Annotated in this window: 11 protein-coding genes; 7 read left to right on the top strand and 4 right to left on the bottom strand. The window is 64.1% G+C overall.

What is annotated here, in order from left to right:
- Positions 1–13: 13 nt before the first annotated feature.
- The 4 genes from VGM71_RS11660 (at position 14) to VGM71_RS11645 (ending at position 5942) form a co-directional block, all read left to right on the top strand.
- Entirely contained in the window at positions 14–391 is a 378-nt protein-coding gene (locus VGM71_RS11660) for a hypothetical protein (protein WP_331545261.1), read from the top strand.
- Positions 392–463: 72 nt separating this feature from the next.
- Positions 464–1744: a TolC family protein gene (locus VGM71_RS11655; protein WP_331545259.1), complete on the top strand. Its 1281-nt coding sequence runs from the start codon at positions 464–466 to the stop codon at positions 1742–1744.
- A complete protein-coding gene (locus VGM71_RS11650) occupies positions 1741–2844 on the top strand; it encodes an efflux RND transporter periplasmic adaptor subunit (RefSeq protein ID WP_331545257.1) in 1104 nt (367 codons plus the stop codon). Before VGM71_RS11655 ends, VGM71_RS11650 begins: the two co-directional genes overlap by 4 nt.
- The gene (locus tag VGM71_RS11645; RefSeq protein ID WP_331545255.1) at positions 2844–5942 is read left to right on the top strand and encodes a CusA/CzcA family heavy metal efflux RND transporter; all 3099 of its coding nucleotides are present in this window, start codon (positions 2844–2846) and stop codon (positions 5940–5942) included. Before VGM71_RS11650 ends, VGM71_RS11645 begins: the two co-directional genes overlap by 1 nt.
- Here the strand turns inward: VGM71_RS11645 and VGM71_RS11640 are convergent.
- From VGM71_RS11640 to VGM71_RS11625, 4 genes are all read right to left on the bottom strand, one after another.
- The gene (locus VGM71_RS11640; protein WP_331545253.1) at positions 5906–6733 is read right to left on the bottom strand and encodes a TIGR04325 family methyltransferase; all 828 of its coding nucleotides are present in this window, start codon (positions 6731–6733) and stop codon (positions 5906–5908) included. The genes VGM71_RS11645 and VGM71_RS11640 overlap by 37 nt on opposite strands.
- Positions 6734–6900: 167 nt before the next feature.
- The gene (locus VGM71_RS11635) at positions 6901–8103 is read right to left on the bottom strand and encodes an alpha-galactosidase (RefSeq protein ID WP_331545251.1); all 1203 of its coding nucleotides are present in this window, start codon (positions 8101–8103) and stop codon (positions 6901–6903) included.
- Positions 8104–8150: 47 nt separating this feature from the next.
- Positions 8151–10898 (bottom strand): TonB-dependent receptor, encoded by a 2748-nt coding sequence (locus VGM71_RS11630; protein ID WP_331545249.1) that lies wholly within the window; start codon positions 10896–10898, stop codon positions 8151–8153.
- A gap of 358 nt (positions 10899–11256) precedes the next feature.
- The gene (locus tag VGM71_RS11625) at positions 11257–12807 is read right to left on the bottom strand and encodes a methyl-accepting chemotaxis protein (RefSeq protein WP_331545246.1); all 1551 of its coding nucleotides are present in this window, start codon (positions 12805–12807) and stop codon (positions 11257–11259) included.
- A gap of 155 nt (positions 12808–12962) precedes the next feature.
- On the opposite strand from VGM71_RS11625, the gene VGM71_RS11620 reads away from it, so the two are divergent.
- From VGM71_RS11620 to VGM71_RS11610, 3 genes are all read left to right on the top strand, one after another.
- Entirely contained in the window at positions 12963–13478 is a 516-nt protein-coding gene (locus VGM71_RS11620; protein WP_331545244.1) for a cytochrome b, read from the top strand.
- 190 nt (positions 13479–13668) lie between these two features.
- A complete protein-coding gene (locus tag VGM71_RS11615; protein ID WP_331545242.1) occupies positions 13669–15957 on the top strand; it encodes a glycosyl hydrolase family 95 catalytic domain-containing protein in 2289 nt (762 codons plus the stop codon).
- Between the two features lie 755 nt (positions 15958–16712).
- Positions 16713–17042 (top strand): hypothetical protein, encoded by a 330-nt coding sequence (locus tag VGM71_RS11610; RefSeq protein ID WP_331545240.1) that lies wholly within the window; start codon positions 16713–16715, stop codon positions 17040–17042.
- Positions 17043–17047 lie beyond the last annotated feature (5 nt).

Raw genomic sequence — 17047 nt, 5'->3', positions numbered from 1 at the left:
TAGGATTCCGCGCATGCCTTGTCATACGCCACGCCTTTTCGCCCGTCTCCGCCGCTATCGCGGCGTGTGGGTGCTTGCCCTGGCCGTACTGCTGTTCAAGGTCGCCATGTCGACCTTCTGCGTGCTCGATGGGCCGCGTGTCGCATGCGGTGGCAATGTCGCTGTCGACAACGTCGTCGCCAGCGCGGCCGCGGATAGCGGCGGCGACACCGATTACTGCGTGCTCGGTGAAGGCAGCCGTTGTCATTGCGCCTGCGATCACACCGCAGCGCTGCCCTCCGGCGACGACGCCGTTACCGTGTCCGTGGCCCTGTTGCGTGTGCACGCCCTGCCGGACGACTCGCCGTCGCCGGCCTTCCTCCGCGTCCCCCACCGCCCACCGATCGCCTGAAGCCGAGCGTTCCGGCAACGACCGTCCTGCACGGTTGCGCCGCCCCGTATCCGACTTCAAGGAGATCCACCCATGTCTTTCCTGCGTACCGCGCCATGGGGTGCCGCGTGCGTGTGGATGGCCGCCAGTGCCATTGCCTCACCCGCGCCACCCGCCCCACCCGCCCCACCCGATCATCTGGCAACGCCAGCCGTTCGCGAAGCCGTGCGCCGCGCCTGGGCCAGCAGCCCCGACATCCAGGCCGCCGATGCCGAACGACGCGCCGCCGCGGCACGTGTGAACGCCGCGGCGCAACCTGTCTACAACCCCACCCTTTCCCTGGAAGGCGAGAACGCGGACGTCGACCGCCGCACGATCGGCGCGAGTCTCGCGCTCGACCTCGGCGGCAAGCGCCGCGCACGCACCAGCGAAGCCGAGGCGGCCCTGGGCGCAAGCGAGGCGGCTTACGCGATCCGCCGGCGCAATGTCGCGTCGGCCTGGCTGAAAGCATGGACCGGCAGCCTCCTTGCGACCCGGCAGGATGAACTCGGCCGCCGGCGCCTCGATCTGATGCGCCGTTTCGATCGCCTTGCGGCGAAACGTCTCGCCGTGGGCGATATCGGGGCTCCCGAACGCGACCTCGCGGCACTGGCGCGCGGCGAAGCCGAGATCCAGCAGGCGACGCTCGCCGGACAGGAAGCGGCGGCGCGCGCGTCTCTCGCCGCGGTGGATGCCACGACAGGCGGTTCCCTGCCGCCGCTGCCGGCGGCCCTTCCGCCATCCGCGGACACCGTCATTCCGCGCGATGCGGAGGACCGTCCAGAGATGTTGGAGGCGCTTGCTCAGCAGCGGCGTGCCGACGCCGCCATCGAGGTCGCGCGCAGCCAACGCCGTCCGGACCCCACGGTCGCTTTCACGGGCGGACGCGTACGCGTCGGCTCGCGCAGCGACCGGGTCATCGGGCTCAGCGTGTCGCTGCCCTTGCCCGTGCTGAACACGGGTCGCGCCGATCTGGTGGCCGCGAGCGCCGCGGCGGATGCGGTCACCGCGAATCGCCGCGCCGTACTGCTGCGCTCGAATGCCGAGCTGGCACGCCAGCGAACGTCGTATGCCGCGCTCCGGTCGGCCGCCGAAGCCTTCCGCGCCAGTCGTGCGTCGGCGTTCGACGAACGCACCGCGCTGCTCGAGCAGCTGTGGCAGGCGGGCGAGATCGGCACGTCGGATTACCTCGTTCAACTCAAGCAGAGCCTCGACACGGCGTTGTCCGGCCTCGCACTGGAAGCCCAGGCATGGCAGGCGTGGTTCGACTACCTCTCCGCCTCCGGCCACCTGACCGAATGGATCGACACCTCGCCCAAGGACGTTTCCCCATGACTCGCTTCCCTTCCCACCCGATCACCCTCGTCTTGTACCTCACCACGCTGTGGGCTTCCGCAGCCCTGGCATTCCCCGAAGCGCCTGCATCGAATCCCCTCGTCCTCGATGCGGCTGCCATCCGCGCCGCCGGCATCGTTGTCGACACGACGAGCCTGCGCACGCTCACCGACCAGATCCGCGCACCGGGCGAGGTGAAGGTGGATGCCTATTCGACCGCGTTGGTTTCCCCGCGGGTCGCTTCGCAGGTGGTCGCACGCAAGGCGAAGCTCGGTGACGTCGTAAAGGCCGGCCAGCCACTGGTCGTGCTGACCAGCGTGGACGTCGCCGAAACCCAGGGGCAACTCATCGTGGCGAGCCAGGACTGGCGCCGCGTGGCTTCGCTCGGACCGCAGGCTGTTTCCGCCCGGCGCTACAACGAAGCGCTCGTCCAGCGCGATCAGGCAAAGGCCAAGCTGAAGGCCTATGGCCTTTCCGATGGGCAGATCGCCAACCTCGTCAAACGAGGTTCCCGCGCGGCCGATGGCAGCTTCGAACTGCTGGCGCCGCAGGCCGGACGCCTGACGACGGACGATTTCATCGTGGGTGAACGCATCGAACCCGGCCGTACCCTGTTCACGCTGGCGGCCGAAGCCTCCGTATGGGTCGAGGCCCGTTTGGCACCGGGCACCGCGGAACAGGCACGAACGGGAGCCACCGTCATCGTGATCGCGCATGGCAGCGAACGCAAAGGCCGCGTGATCCAGCGCTCGCACCAGACCGACGAAAAGACGCGAACCGTCGCGGTGCGCATCCAGGTACCGAACGAGGATGACCTGCTCCATCCCGGCGAACTCGTCGAATGCCGCATTCCCACCGCTTCGAAGAGCCAGCGTCTTGCCGTGCCCACCGAAGCCGTCGTCCTGCTGCAGAACCAGGCCACCGTCTTCGTAAGCGGCAGGCAGGCCGGGCAGTTCGAGCCGGTGCCGGTCGAGGTGGGCGAGACGCGCGACGGCTGGATGGAAATCACGCAAGGCCTGGCTGCCGGCACGCCATACGTCAGCAAGGGCGCCTTCGCCCTCAAGGCGCGCATCCTCCGCTCGCAGCTGGGAGAAGAGTGATGCTTGAACGCATCGTCTCCGCGTCGCTCACGTACAAGCTGCTGGTGCTCATCGCCTTCGCCGTCGTCGCCGCGCTCGGCTACCAGGCCTTGCGCACGCTACCCATCGACGCCTTCCCCGACGTGACGCCGGTACAGGTGAACGTCTACACCGAAGCGTCCGGCCTTGCCTCCGAGGACGTAGAGCAATTGCTGACGACGCCGATCGAATCGGTGCTGGCGGGCCTGCCGAAGGTCCAGGAAATCCGTTCGGTGAGTCTCTTCGGCCTGTCGTACGTGTCGGTTTATTTCGACGACGACATGGACATCTACTTCGCCCGGCAGCTGGTGAACGAGCGCCTCCAGCAGGTGGGCGATCGCCTGCCGGACGGTCATGGCAAGCCGGAAATGGGCCCGAACACGTCGGGCCTCGGCCAGGTCTTCTGGTATACGGTTGAGCGCGCCGACGACGCGTTGAAGAACGCGCCCTCGGACATGGACCTGCGCACGATCCAGGACTGGACCGTGCGGCTCATCCTACGCACCGCGCCCGGCGTCGACGACGTCACCTCCTGGGGCGGCCAGCAGAAGCAGTACCAGGTGCGCGTCGATCCCCTGCGTCTCATCGCGCACGAACTCGGCTTCAAGGACGTGATCGAGGCCCTGGCGGCGAACAACGCACAGGTCGGCGGCAACTTCATCGACGTGGGGCGTGAGCAGTACCTCGTACGCGGCCTGGGCCTGGTCAAGAACGCAACGGATATCGGCGGCATCGTTCTGAAGAGCGAGGATGGCACGCCGGTCTACGTGCGCGACGTCGCGACCGTCACCGAGGCCGGCGCGCCGCGCACCGGCGCGGTGACCCGCGATGGCAAGGAAGTCGTGCTCGGCCAGGCCCTTGCCCGCATCGGCGAAAACGCAAAGAGCGTGGTCGACGCGGTGAAGGAAAAGCTCGACACGGTGCAGCAGGCGCTGCCCGCCGGCACCGTAATCAAACCCGTCTACGAGCGCACCGACCTCGTCAATGCCGCCGTGGGTACCGCGGTGCGCGCGCTCGTCGAAGGGTCCCTCCTCGTGGCCATCGTGTTGTTCCTCTTCCTGGGGGAATTGCGCAGCGCGCTGATCGTCGTCGTCACCCTGCCGCTAGCCATGCTGATCGCCTTCATCGGTATGCAGCAGGCCGGTCTCTCGGCGAACCTCATGTCCCTGGCGGGCCTTGCGATCGGCATCGGCATGATGGTGGACGGCGCGGTAGTGATGGTGGAGAACGCGTTCCGCATCATGGCCGAGAAGAAGGCGCACGGCGAACACGTGGACAAGACGGCGGCCGTGCTGGCCGCGGCCCGCGAAGTGGCAAGGCCCATCACCTTCGCCATCCTCATCATCATCGTCGTCTTCATGCCGCTCTTCGGGCTGCAAGGGCTTGAAGGCAAGATGTTCAAGCCGATGGCGTTCAACATCGGTTTCGCGATGGCCGGCTCGCTGCTGCTCTCGCTGACCCTTGTGCCCGTGCTCGCCGCGCTGGTTCTCAAGCCGAAGGAGGAAAAGGACACCCGCGTGGTGGCTTATCTCAAGCGCGTATACGCCTGTGCCCTCGGATGGTCGCTCGCTCATCGCGGGGTGGTTATCGCCACGGCTTCGGTCTGCCTCGTGGGCGCCCTTTCCCTCTTCCCCTTCCTGGGCAAGGAATTCATGCCCAACCTGCGCGAGGGGGCCATCATGTGGCGCATCACCTCGATTCCGTCCGCCTCGCTTGACGAATCCATCGACATCTCCCGGCGGGTCGCCGAACGGATCCAGGCGAATTTTCCCGAGGTGGAAACCACCCTCGCCATGATCGGACGCGCCGAGAAGGGCGAAACAGCCGACGCCAACTACATGGAGGTCTACACGCCGCTGAAGCCGAAGGCCGAGTGGCGCGACGGCCAGACACTGGAGAGCATCGAGGAAGCCATGCAGGAGGCACTCACCTCCATCTTGCCGACGGCGGTGGTCGGCTATACCCAACCGATCCAGATGCGCATCGAGGAACTGATCTCCGGCGTGCGCGCCACGCTGGCGTTGAAACTCTACGGGAATGACCTCGGTGAACTCGACCGGCTGAGCAGCAGGATCAAGGCTGTGCTGGCAGGCGTTACCGGCGTGGCCGATCTGGCCCTGGAAGCAAATATCGGCAAGCCCCAGATACGCATCGAAGTGGACCGTGAAGCCATTTCCCGTTATGGCCTCAACGCCGCGGACATCCTGACCATCGTGCGCAACGGCATCGGCGGCGAGCCTGTGGGCACCCTGCTCGACGGGGTCAGGCGCTTCGACCTGACGGTTCGGCTGGATGACGCGAGCAAGGCGTCGATCCAGGATGTGGAACGGATTCCCTTGCGCACCCCGTCCGGCGCGCTGGTCCAGCTCAGCCAGGTCGCGAGGGTGAGCACCGCGGAGGGTTATTCCTTCATACGGCGCGAGCAGCTACAACGTTACGCGGTGATCCAGATGGACGTGCGTGGTCGCGACATCGACGGCTTCGTGCGGGAAGCCAACGCGGCCATCGCGAGCGAAGTGACGCTTCCCACCGGCTACTACACCGAATGGGGCGGCGCGTTCGAAAACCAGCAGCGCGCCCTCAAGCGCCTTGCCGTCATCGTGCCCGCTACGATCTTCTTCATCTTCATCCTGCTTTACACCGCCTTCAACTCACTGCGCCACGCCGCACTTATCCTCGCCAATGTGCCCTTTGCCACGATCGGCGGGATCGTCGCGCTCTTCGCCACGGGACAGTACCTGTCGGTCCCCTCCGCCATCGGCTTCATCGCCGTATTCGGCGTGGCCATGCTCAACGGTATCGTGCTGGTCAGCTTCCTCAATGAACAGCGGCAAGCGGGGCTCGACGTCCGTGAAGCGGTGCTGAGGGGCACCGCTTTACGGCTGCGCCCCGTGCTCATGACCGCCAGCGTCGCCATCCTCGGCCTCGTACCGATGTTGCTGTCCTCGGGTATCGGTGCGGAAACGCAACGACCGTTGGCAACCGTGGTGGTCGGTGGTCTCATCACGTCCACGCTGCTCACGCTGGTGCTTCTTCCGGTGCTCTACGACTGGATGGAGCGGAAAGCAAAGCCAAAATAACGATCGAGGGAAAGTTCCGGATGGAACGGCACAATGCAGGATCGCTGCGGATTTTCCCAGCGGTCCTGCAGTTCGTAACCGAGCTTCGAAAGGCCACTGAGGAATTCCCGTTCCGCCGTCACGCGGTACGGACAGCACGCCGTACCGATGTTCTGCACCGTGAAGTACGACTCCCTCATGTGCACGGGCACCGAGTTGAGAAGAAGAAAGCGTGGTTTCGGCTCCATGCTGGTCAGCGCCTCGGCCAGCGAATAGCGCAGGTACTGCAACGATCCGGCGGCGAAGAGTACGTCCGCTCCCGCTGCGTTGCCGATGTCCTCGGCGAAGTGCAACCGGCGTAGCGGGTCGTGCTCCTTCGCCCACTGCTCTCCCGCTTCATTGACCGCCGGCACATCCATCACCGTCCAACGTAATCCCTGTGGATAGACGATTAGCTTCTGGTAGGCGTAATAAGCGATACCGATGTGTCCGCCCAGGTCGAATACGTTGCGAGCGCCTTCGGCAAACCACCGGCCAAGCCAGTAGATCATCGGATAATCGTTGATGAAGACGCGGTGCGTACGATCGCGATACAGGTCGGCCGACTCGGTATTGTCGTAGCCGCTCGTGTTCGCGAGCGGAATGCTCGCCTGGGCCTCGTCGAACGTAGGGTACACGCCACGATAGAGATGGTGGGTGAGCGCGTGGTGGGCGAAGAACGTTCGCCTGTAGCGAGCCTCCAGGAAGGATCGAATCAACGGCAGCCGTGCCGTCGCCTCCTGGTACGGCCTGGAGTCGACTTGCGCGTTCATGCTTCTACTCCGCGAAACGCTATGGGCCTGGCGTCAGCTTGCGCCAACGCCAGGCCCTTTGCCCATAACACGAGGGTCTAAACCGTTTGGTCGATGTTTCAGGGCTGTGCCAGCTGGCCAGCCCTTGATTCATGGGGTTAACAGCTGGTCAGGACCATCCACCGCATTCACCGGCTGAACCGATACATCATCGTGGCATGCGGCTGCAGCGTGGCCTTGATCGATCCATCGCCCTTCGCATCCGTGTGCGCCCACAGGTCTCGCCTCGTGTAGGTTCCGCCGGCCTTCATCCCGATGTCGGTCGCGGCGACGGTCACGTCCTTCGCCGTATCGCCTTCATTGAACACCGCCACTGCACGTCCACCGTCCTTGAGCGGCTTGACGATCACGTGGATGCCGTCAGCATCGCGTACCTGCTTGCCCTGAACGCCGAGCAGGTCCTGGTCGATGGCGATCACGTCCTTGTTGAGCAGGATCTCCAGCGCCTGGGGTTTGATCGTGCGCAGGTCGGTGCCGATGAGCAGGGGCGCCGCCATGATCGACCATAGGCTGAAGTGGCTGCGGTATTCGACATCCGTCATGCCGCCGTTACCCACCTCCAGCATGTCCGGATCGTTCCAGTGGCCAAGGTGCGCATACGGGTCGAGTACCACGTTCTCCTTGAAGATCTTCAGCATGGAGGCGTAGTTGTCGCTGATGTCGCCGGTGGTGCGCCAGGATCCGGCATTGACCGGCGCCTTGCCCGCCCAGAGCCAGGGCTTGTTCTCACCCCACTCGCACATGCTGAAGAAGATCTGCCGGCCGCTGCCGCGCAGCGCTTCCGCCATGTCGGTGTAGCGCTTATGCGCATCGACCTTCTGATTGTTGCAGTTGTCGTACTTGAGGTAATCCACATGCCATGAAGCGAAGGTCTTCGCATCATCCTTCTCATGGCCGAGGCCGCCCGGGAAGCCGCGATTCTCTTGCAGCGGCTCGCACGTGGAGGTACCCGCGCTGGAGTACAGGCCAAACTTCAGGCCACGCTCGTGGATATAGTCGGCGAGGGCCGCGATACCGCTGGGGAAGCGCTTCGGATTGGGCTGCAACTGGCCGTCCTTGTCGCGCTGCCAGTTGGCCCAGCAGTCGTCGACGTTCACATAGCGGTAGCCGGCATCACGCAGCCCGAGGCTGATGAACTTGTCCGCGATGCCGCGGATCATCGCTTCGTCGAACTCAGCACGGCAATGCGTGGAATTCCAGTTGTTGAAGCCCATCTGCGGCAGGACGGATGCGGTTTCGTCCGCTTTCACCGGCGTGGTGGCGATACCCGCCATGCCCATGAGCCCGCAAAGAGCCGCGCCTCGCAGGACGCTAGCCAGGGTGTCGCTCATCGTTAATCCTCGCATCGGTAGGGAGGGTGACGTGTTCAGCGGCGCCATCAGAACGTCCCCCGCACACCCACGGTGTACACGGTGCCATCCGCCTCGGCGTACAGGAAGCGATTGCGGTACACCGAATAGTCGTAGAGGTGCTCGTGGGTCAGGTTGGTACCGGACACGAAGACCGACAAGTGTTTGTCCACCGCGTAGCTCGCGCTGAGGTCTACCTGACCATAGTCGCTGCGCGTGGCTGGCTGGGCGCCCGCACCGAAGGAAAGGCTTTCCAGGTACTTGCCGCGCCAGTTGTAGGCAACGCGGACCTGCACCGGGCCCTTCTCGTAGTACACGCTCGCGTTGGCCGAATCGCCGATACCCGGCACCGCGAACTTGCCCGACGTCGCGATGACGCCCGGGCTCAGGTTCGTACTGCTCTTCACGTGGGTGTAGTTGAGGGCCATGCCCAGGCCATTGAACGGATCGGGCAGAAGGTGCGTGAACTGGTAGTTGAAGGTCGCTTCCTCGCCGTAGATGTTCGAGGAGTTCAGGTTGATCGGCTGGGTGAGCGACCAGGTGAACGGCTGCCCTGTGTTCTGGTCGGTCAGGAACGGTATCGGCGTGCTCACCAGCGTGCTGAAGTTGCTGACCTTCTTGTAGAACCCTTCCACCGCGATGTAACTGGCGTCGTCGATATACCACTCCAGGCCCATGTCGTAGTTCCGCGAGGTATACGGCTGGAGCTGTGGATTGCCCTGCGAAATGGTCAGCGAATTCGGGCGCGTGCCGAAGCTCTTGTTGTAGTACAGGTTGTTCAGCGCCGGCGGCGTCAGCGTCTTGGACCACGAGAAGCGGTAGATCAGGTTGTCCAGCAGGTTCCACTTGAAGTTCAACGACGGCATCCACTTGTGGTAGCCGCCGTCGGCCGACTGCGGCGCCAGCGGGCCGTAGGTCACCTGGCCATTGCTGGTGTCGTTCGGGTCGATGCGATACGCGACGGGCGGCTGGTTGACCGCCGTGGACGTCGAGGCGACGTGCAGGTAGCGCATGCCCACGTCCACCGCCCAGGGCATGTTCCACATCGTGCCTTCGAAGACGGCCTTGGCGAAGAATGCCTTCTCCTTTTCGCCCACGTTGTTGTAGCTGCCCGGGTTGGGCACCGCATCGAGGGTGCCGCCATTGCCCGCCAGGCCGGCGAGCAAGGCGTCGCGCTTCTCGGGGGAAAGCTGGTTGTAAGCCGCCGGCGAAGCCAGCCAGTTCAGGTAGGCGTGCGGGTCGTACTGCACCCATTCCGCGGGCAGGCCCGGCGATGAAACGCCGCGAATCTTCGGCGGCGCCTTGTAGACGTATGCGCCGATCGCATCCGCGGGAACGTCAATGGAATAGCCGCAATACGCATTGCAGAGAATGCTGTCCGGCGTGCCCCAGCTCACCGACTTCACCCATTCATTGGTGTATTGGAAACCGGCCTCGAGCCGCGAGAGCACGCCGTCGTTGAAGGCCTTGTCCAGCTTGATCTGGTAGTTATTGACCTTGTTGGTCACGTCGTTGCCGGAACCGGCGTTGCAGCAATGCGCCGTGAGGTTATCCGTGTTGGTGGGCGATAGGATGTTCGAGTAGCCCGGCGGCTGGCTATCACCGTTGTTGGTCCAGGTGGGATGGGTGCCGAAGTTCTTCGCGCCGACCACGAGGAAATACCCGTTGGGACTTTGCTTGTTCCAGGCCTTGGAGCTGGATATGTCCAGGCTCAGCTTGGTCGATTCGTCGATGTCGAAACCGAGATTAAGGCCGTTCTGATAGCTCTTTTCGTAGCTTGGCGTATAGGAGGCCACATAGTCGTTCGCCATGACGTTCGGGCCTTCATCCTTGCGTACGAAGTTGAGCACCGTGTTATTGGCGTCGGTCGTCAGCGACTGGATGTCACCCGTGTTCCCGTACTGGCCGAACTCATGCTCGATCGGATTGACCTTGTAGCTTGAGTACAGGGTGTCGAACTGGATCGTAAGGCGGTCGATCGGCTTCCAGTCGATGGCACCGCTGATGCCCTTGCGGGTGCGCGTCTCATCCAGCACATTGCTTGCCAGGGTTTCCGGCACCGCCACGTTCGTGTAGTTCGGATTGCTCAGGCCTGACAGCGTCGAGATGTCCTGGCCGGCGTACCACGAACTGGCCTGGGTATTGAGCTGGGTGTCTTTCCGCTTGTAGTACGAAGCCGAGGCCATGAAGCCGAAGGTGTGATCCGCGTTCGTCCAGCCGAACAGGCCCGATGCCTTGGGCGTGGTCTTGCCCTTCCAGTCCCCGGTCAGGTTGCTGTTGACGCCCGCCGCGCTCCACGCCCCATGGTAGCCGCTGAAGTCCAGCGGCCGCGCCGTCTGGATGTCCACCACGCCGCCGATGTCGACTTCGGTGATATCCGCCGACGAGGTCTTGTTGACCTGGGCAACGCTGATGATTTCCGAGGGAAGCACATCGAAGTTGAAGGCGCGCGAGCCGGAGGCCGTGGCCATCGGCCGTCCGTTGATGGTGACGGCGACGAACTCGGGGCCGAAGCCGCGCACGGCGATCTGGCTGGACTCGCCGCCGCTGCGGTTCACCGACACGCCCGGTACGCGCTGGAGTGCGTCGGCCACGTTCGGGTCCGGGAACTTGCCCGCCTCTTCCGCGGAGATGGAGTCGACCACATTCACCGAGTCCTGCTTGATCGCCTGCGCGCGCTGGAGCGCCGCGAGCTGGCCGGTGACCGCCACGGCGCCCAACTCGGTCACTTTCTTGTCCTCGGCGCCGGTGGCTGCAGGTTTAGCCGGCTTGGCCACCTTTGCCGCCTCTGCCGCCTCTGTCGGCGGTGTGGATTGAGCGCCAGCGGGAGCCCCGTACCCCAACATCCACACGACACCCATCGCCACTACCAATTTCGTTAGCTGCACGGCTACCCTCCCCGACATTGTGGAAAACCCTGATGAGTCCACACAGCTGCCGGCCGACGCTCATCGGCACCGCCCCCACGACGGCACCACAAAAGCTTTCGTTGTTCCCCGGTCCGCAGCTGCCGCACTTTTGTACGACATATTCATCGTTACCGAGGTTTTGGTACCGCCACAAGCTGCGGCGCAGCATGACAAGATCAAGCAACGCGGTTCAGGTTCATTTTGTCCAACAAATCGGGGTGGAAGGTCATACCCCCGGTTCGACGAAACGGAAGAAGGCGACCTGTTCGGTCAGTTCCCTCGCCCGCTCGAGCGACGCCCGGCTGGCTGCGCTCGCTTCTTCCGCCAGCGCGGCGTTCTGCTGGGTCATCTCATCGAGCGCGGAGACCGACTGGACGACCTGGTCGACACCCGAGGCTTGCTCGCCGGACGCGGAGGCTATTTCCGCGATGATGTCCGCCACGCGGGAGGTACCCCGGTGGATTCCCTCCAGCGAACGGCCGGTCGAGCGCACCAGTTCCGCGCCGTGCGTCACGCTCTCGCCCGTCTCGGTGGCGAGCTTGCGGATCTCGCGCGACGAGTTGGCGCTGCGCTGGGCGAGCAGGCGCACCTCGGACGCCACGACGGCGAAGCCCCTGCCCTGCTCGCCGGCGCGTGCCGCTTCCACGGCGGCGTTGAGGGCCAGCAGGTTCGTCTGGAAAGCGATCTCGTCCATCAGCGACGCGATGTCGGAGATGCTGCTGGCGGCCTCCTGGATGCGCTGCATGCCTTCTTCCGCGGAATGCGCGACGTCAGCGGCCCGTTTCGCGTCCTGGTGCAGCGCCTTGGTTACCGTCTCCGCCACGCGTGCGCCTTCGGAGTTCTGTCGCACCGACGCCGCCATCTGCTCCATCGACGCGGCCGTTTCCTCCAGGGCCGCCGCCTGCGACTGAGTCCGCTGCGAAAGGTCGTCCACCCCGTGGGAAATTTCCGCCGCCGCCATGGATACGCTCCGCGCGCCCTCGCGAACCTGGTCGACCACGGTGGCGAGCGTGTCGTCCATGGTCGCCAGGGACCGCAAGGTGTCGCTCAACTCGTCATTGCCCGTCACGCTGAGTGCATGCTTCAGCGTGCCCTGGCTGATATCGGCGGCGAGGCGGCTCGCGATCCGCAAGGGCGTCATTACCGCCCGGAACAGCAACCAGCCAGCGACGCAAAGGACGACGAGGCCAACGACGATGATCCCGAGGCTGATTTCAAAGGTGCGCGTATGCCGGGCTTCGGCAGCCTTGAACTGCTCCCCGGCCGCGCCTTCGACCAGCGTCACGTTACGCAGGATCGCGGCGCTCTCCGCGTCGAAAGCGGCGGCCAGGCCATGCAGCGCGAGGTCGGTTGCCTCCTGGCGGTGGCCTTCGCCCAGGATGGCGAGGGTCTTCGTCATCAGCGGGGCAACCGCTGTCCGGGCGCCTTCAAATTGCCGTGCCGCATCCGTGCCTTCAGCCGACGCCATGCTGTCGGACCGATATACGGCCCATCGCTTGTCGATATCGTGGTCGAGTGAGGCGATGAGGCGCCTTGAATCGTCGGCCGCGGCGGGCGTGCCGAACAACAGGGCCCGGCTTACCGCACCGCGCTCGGTCGCGATCGCCGAACGTATGTGGCCTACCTGCGCCACGGGAAGCAGGTTCCGGTGGAACATCGAATCGAGGTCGCCAAAGGTGGACGTGAGGGCCAAGAGGCCCACGCCACCGAGTGCAAGCGCAATGAGGAAACCGGCGCTCATCGCCGCGAAGATCTTGCGTCCTACCGTGAATCGCATCGTAGAGGCATCCGTGACAAAGGTGATGCCGTATCGGCTTGCGTTCGGGAGTGTTTAGCCATATCTGCTATGCATATCTTAAATAATCCGTGCCCGGCGCCGACGTAACCAAATCGCTTGCCAGGCGCACAAACGTCATGGTTCTGAATACCGATATGATCGAATCCCATCCTGAACGTTACGATCGACCGACCATCGTCCTGCATTGGCTCACGGCCATCCTGGTGATCGTGCAATGGATCATCGGTCGCACCACCGGGCTGCTCCCGAGAGGGCCGCTGCGGGTGGATATCTGGTCGCTGCACGTGCTTCTAGGCGTCAGCATCGCACTCGTCCTCGTGGCACGCATCGTCTGGCGCGTCCGGCGCGGCAGGCGGTTGCCCGGCGTCGGCACGGCACTGGAACGTGCGGCGGCCAGCTTCGTTCATATCGGCTTGTATGTCGTGCTGGCGGTCGTGGTCGTGCTGGGGTTTGCGAATACGTATGTCCACGGCTTTCCGCTGTTCAACGTCCTCACGCTGCCGGGCAAGCAGGACATGGCGACTATCCTGCGAGTGAACAGCTGGCACGGATTCGCCGCCAACGTACTTGCCGTGCTAATTCTCCTGCACACGCTCGCGGCGTTGTTTCATCACTATGTGAGGCGCGACGGGGTCCTCCGTCGCATGTAGGCGCGCCCGAAGCTGCGGCGCAGCATGACAAGCCCTGTCTGCACCCTTAGATTGGTTTGTCTAACAAATAGACCCACCCATGGATCGGCGCAGGTTCCTCCAACTGACCGGGACGCTCGCGGCCACGCTGTCCTGGCTTGCCTTCCCTCGTTTGCTCGAAAGCAAGCCCGTGAAGCGCCCGGCGGGTCCCATGCCCGCCGTGCCGGCAAGGCATATGCTCTGGTACGACACGCCGGCACGGGAACCGAACCTGCTCCGCGAGGGGATGCCTGTCGGCAACGGTCGACTCGGCGCGCTGGTCGGTGGCGACCCGGCGTCCACCTGCCTTTACCTCACCGACGCCTCGATGTGGCTGGGAAGGCATGACGTCGTGCTCGGGGACGATGGACAGCTCGACTATTCCACGGAGCACTTCGGAAGCCTGGTGATGTTGGCCAGGCTCTATCTCTCGGTCGAGGGGCACGACGCAGCCCATGTCACCGATTACCGGCGCGAGCTGGATCTGGATCAGGGCTACCTACGCGTCTCGTATCGAAAGGACGGTGTCAGGTACGCATGGGACATCTTTGCCAGCCACCCGGACGACACCATCGTCATCCATCTGTCGCAGGCCGGTGGCGGCGTCTATAGCGGCTCCCTCGCGCTGCATGGCATGCACGGGGACACGTCGCGTACGGAGGATTTGCGGGGGTCAACGCCCAGCGCTGCCACCCACTTCGAAGGGGTCCTCGATAACGGCCTGAGATATGCCACGAACGTCATGGCTGTGGCAGCGTCCGGTACCGTCGCTGCGGATGAACAAGGTCTCCGTTTTGCGAACTGCAGCACGCTTACGGTCCTCGTCTGTGGCGGCACCAACTATGTGCCGGACCTGACGACGGGTTACATGGATGCCTCGCTTGATCCGTTGAAGCTGTCCACCCGGAAGACCCGGGCCGCCGCTCAGCACTCTCCAGCCGTGCTGTTGCACACCCACGTCGCCGACTATCGTTCGCTGTTCGACACGATGCGTGTCGACCTGGGAGACTCGACCACCGCACAGCGAGGGATGGATACCTGGACGCGCCTCCAGGCCCGGGCAGCGGCAGGATCGCCGCCGGATCCGGAACTCGAAGCGACCTATCTCCAGTACGGGCGTTACCTGACGATCGCCGGCTCACGCGACAGCTTGCCCACCGGGCTACAAGGTCTATGGATCGACAGCAATGTGTCTCCCTGGATGGCCGACTACCATAGCGACATCAATATCCAGATGAACTACTGGCTGCCCGATCGCGCCGGGTTGCCCTCATGCTTCGACCCGTTCACGAACTACTGTCTCAGCCAGGTGGACGCCTGGACCGACGTCACCCGGAAGCACTTCAACGATCCGCGCAACGGATATCGCAACAGCTCGGGAAAGATCGCCGGCTGGACCATCGGCATCTCCACCAATATCTACGGAGAGGGCGGCTGGCGTTGGCACCCCGCTGGGAACGCGTGGCTATGTAACAACCTGTGGCAGCACTACCAATACAACCCGGATCGCGCGTACCTCGCGCGCATCTATCCCTTGATGAAAGGCGCCTGCGAATTCTGGGAGTCGCGCCTGCTGACCGTGAGCATGAAAGATCCGGCCACGGGCCTCATGCGCGATGTGCTGATCGACGATGCGGACTGGTCGCCTGAGCAGGGGCCGACCGACGCCAAGGGCATCACGTATGCGCAGGAGTGGGTCTGGGACTTGTTCGAGAACTACCGGCAGGCCAGTTCGGTGTTGGGCAAGGATGCGGACTACGCCGCGGCGGTATCAAAGCTTCAGGCGCGGCTGTATTTGCCCCAGGTCAGCCCTAAGACCGGCTGGCTTGAGGAATGGATGACGCCGGACGATCTGGGCGAGCCAGAGCATCGGCATCTGTCGCCGTTGGTAGGGTTCTTTCCGGGCGACCACATTCGGACCGATGGCAGCCCGCCTGCTCTGATCGCGGGCGTGACCAAGTTGTTGGAGGCGCGAGGCACGGGTGGGTACGGCTGGGCCTGCGCGTGGCGGGCGATGTGCTGGGCGCGATTGGGAGACGCCGCGAAGGCTTATCAGCTCGTCCTTACCAACCTGTCGCCGTCGAAGCATCGAAGCAATGGGACTGCGCAGAACCTCTTCGACATGTATCGGCTGGAGGATGGTACCGATGCGTTTCAGATCGATGCCAACTTCGGAACACCTACGGCGATGCTGGAGATGCTGATGTCGTCGCGGCCTGGGTTGATCGTGTTGTTGCCGGCGTTGCCTGAGGCTTGGGCGGCGTCGGGGAGCGTGACGGGTCTGGGCGCGCGGGGTGGCTTTCGGGTCGATTTGGCGTGGAAGCGCGGGAGGGTCACGTCGGTGACGGTGCGGAGTGTTGGTGGGGAGCGGACGCGGCTGAAGTTTGGTGGATGGGAGAAAGCTGTTGTGCTCCGGCCGGGCGGCACGATAAAGGTAAGTCTGCCCGGTGCGAAGCCGTAGCGTCGCCTTATCTGCCTTGATCATTCTTACTGAAAGGTATGACCCTGCGGCCAGCCCGAATTTCGCCGCTTCCATCCGCACGGACGTCGTAATCCAGGTCCTGCGAGAGCGTAAACAGCTTTCCCGATGGATCGAGATAGAGTCGTTCCGCCGGACTTTCGGGATCGGCAATGGTCAGTGTGTCGCCGACACGAGCGACCGTAAACGTATTGTTCCCCTGATACCGATAGACGCCAGGCAAGCGGGTAAGTTGCGCTTGACTGAAGGGAACCGACTGACAGCGCGCCCACCATAATGGTCCGATAAATATTCGCGTGACCGGCGACACATCTTCTGAAAAAAGCGTCGACCGCGTGCTTTCACATGGAGGTCGTTGACGGGCACCGAGGCTTATCCGGTGTGTGTCAAAGACCCGCCGAAGGCATGCAGTGCAGGTGTGCGCTACGCCCTACAAAAGCATGCGCACAGTTCGCTAAGATGGGCCGGCCGCACATAAGGTGGCCAATCCCAAGGAGCCACGGATGATGCCCCGATGATGCACCCCGCCGCTGCCCTAGCCAGCGTGTTAGCCACCTTGCTGGTGGCCTGTGCCACACCGGCCCGCGAGACACCGGCGCCCCGCCCACGCCCTTCGACGAGCGCAACCCCCAACCTGGACCACCCAATGACTCCTGCCGCCTCAAGCCCACCAGCGGCCCGGCCCAGTGCGTCCTATCCCTGCTCGCCACGGGCGGCCACTGACTCAAGGAAGACGCATGGCCACCCCCCATCCCGCCCTCGATGTAGCTGTGCAGCAGTTCGCGCACGAACCCGGCGTGGCGCCCGCCGACGTAGCCGCGTTGCAAGCGGCGCTCACTTCGGACCCAGACTTGACCCAGCGCCTGGATGGCGCCGCTGCCTCCGGAGCGCTGCACGGATTCGCGCCCACGCCTCCAGGCACGCCCAACGCGCCCATCGGCACCTACGACCCCGCGTCGCACACCGTCACCCTGTCCCTGAATACCAAAAGCAAGCATCCGATGCAGATATGCTGGGATGATGATTCTCGCGATGGAAACGAGAAGATGGTCTATCCGACCATTTGAACTGA

Source organism: Luteibacter sp., from assembly GCF_036499525.1.
Lineage (GTDB): Bacteria > Pseudomonadota > Gammaproteobacteria > Xanthomonadales > Rhodanobacteraceae > Luteibacter.
Note: the sequence above shows the minus strand (reverse complement) of the source record. Positions and strands in the feature narration are given on the sequence as shown.

Coding starts and splice junctions, on each gene's coding strand:
- VGM71_RS11620 (WP_331545244.1), top strand. CDS start 12,963: ATGATCGAATCCCATCCTGAACGTTACGATCGACCGACCATCGTCCTG.
- VGM71_RS11650 (WP_331545257.1), top strand. CDS start 1,741: ATGACTCGCTTCCCTTCCCACCCGATCACCCTCGTCTTGTACCTCACC.
- VGM71_RS11635 (WP_331545251.1), bottom strand. CDS start 8,103: ATGAGCGACACCCTGGCTAGCGTCCTGCGAGGCGCGGCTCTTTGCGGG.
- VGM71_RS11660 (WP_331545261.1), top strand. CDS start 14: ATGCCTTGTCATACGCCACGCCTTTTCGCCCGTCTCCGCCGCTATCGC.
- VGM71_RS11610 (WP_331545240.1), top strand. CDS start 16,713: ATGGCCACCCCCCATCCCGCCCTCGATGTAGCTGTGCAGCAGTTCGCG.
- VGM71_RS11645 (WP_331545255.1), top strand. CDS start 2,844: ATGCTTGAACGCATCGTCTCCGCGTCGCTCACGTACAAGCTGCTGGTG.
- VGM71_RS11625 (WP_331545246.1), bottom strand. CDS start 12,807: ATGCGATTCACGGTAGGACGCAAGATCTTCGCGGCGATGAGCGCCGGT.
- VGM71_RS11655 (WP_331545259.1), top strand. CDS start 464: ATGTCTTTCCTGCGTACCGCGCCATGGGGTGCCGCGTGCGTGTGGATG.
- VGM71_RS11615 (WP_331545242.1), top strand. CDS start 13,669: ATGCCCGCCGTGCCGGCAAGGCATATGCTCTGGTACGACACGCCGGCA.
- VGM71_RS11640 (WP_331545253.1), bottom strand. CDS start 6,733: ATGAACGCGCAAGTCGACTCCAGGCCGTACCAGGAGGCGACGGCACGG.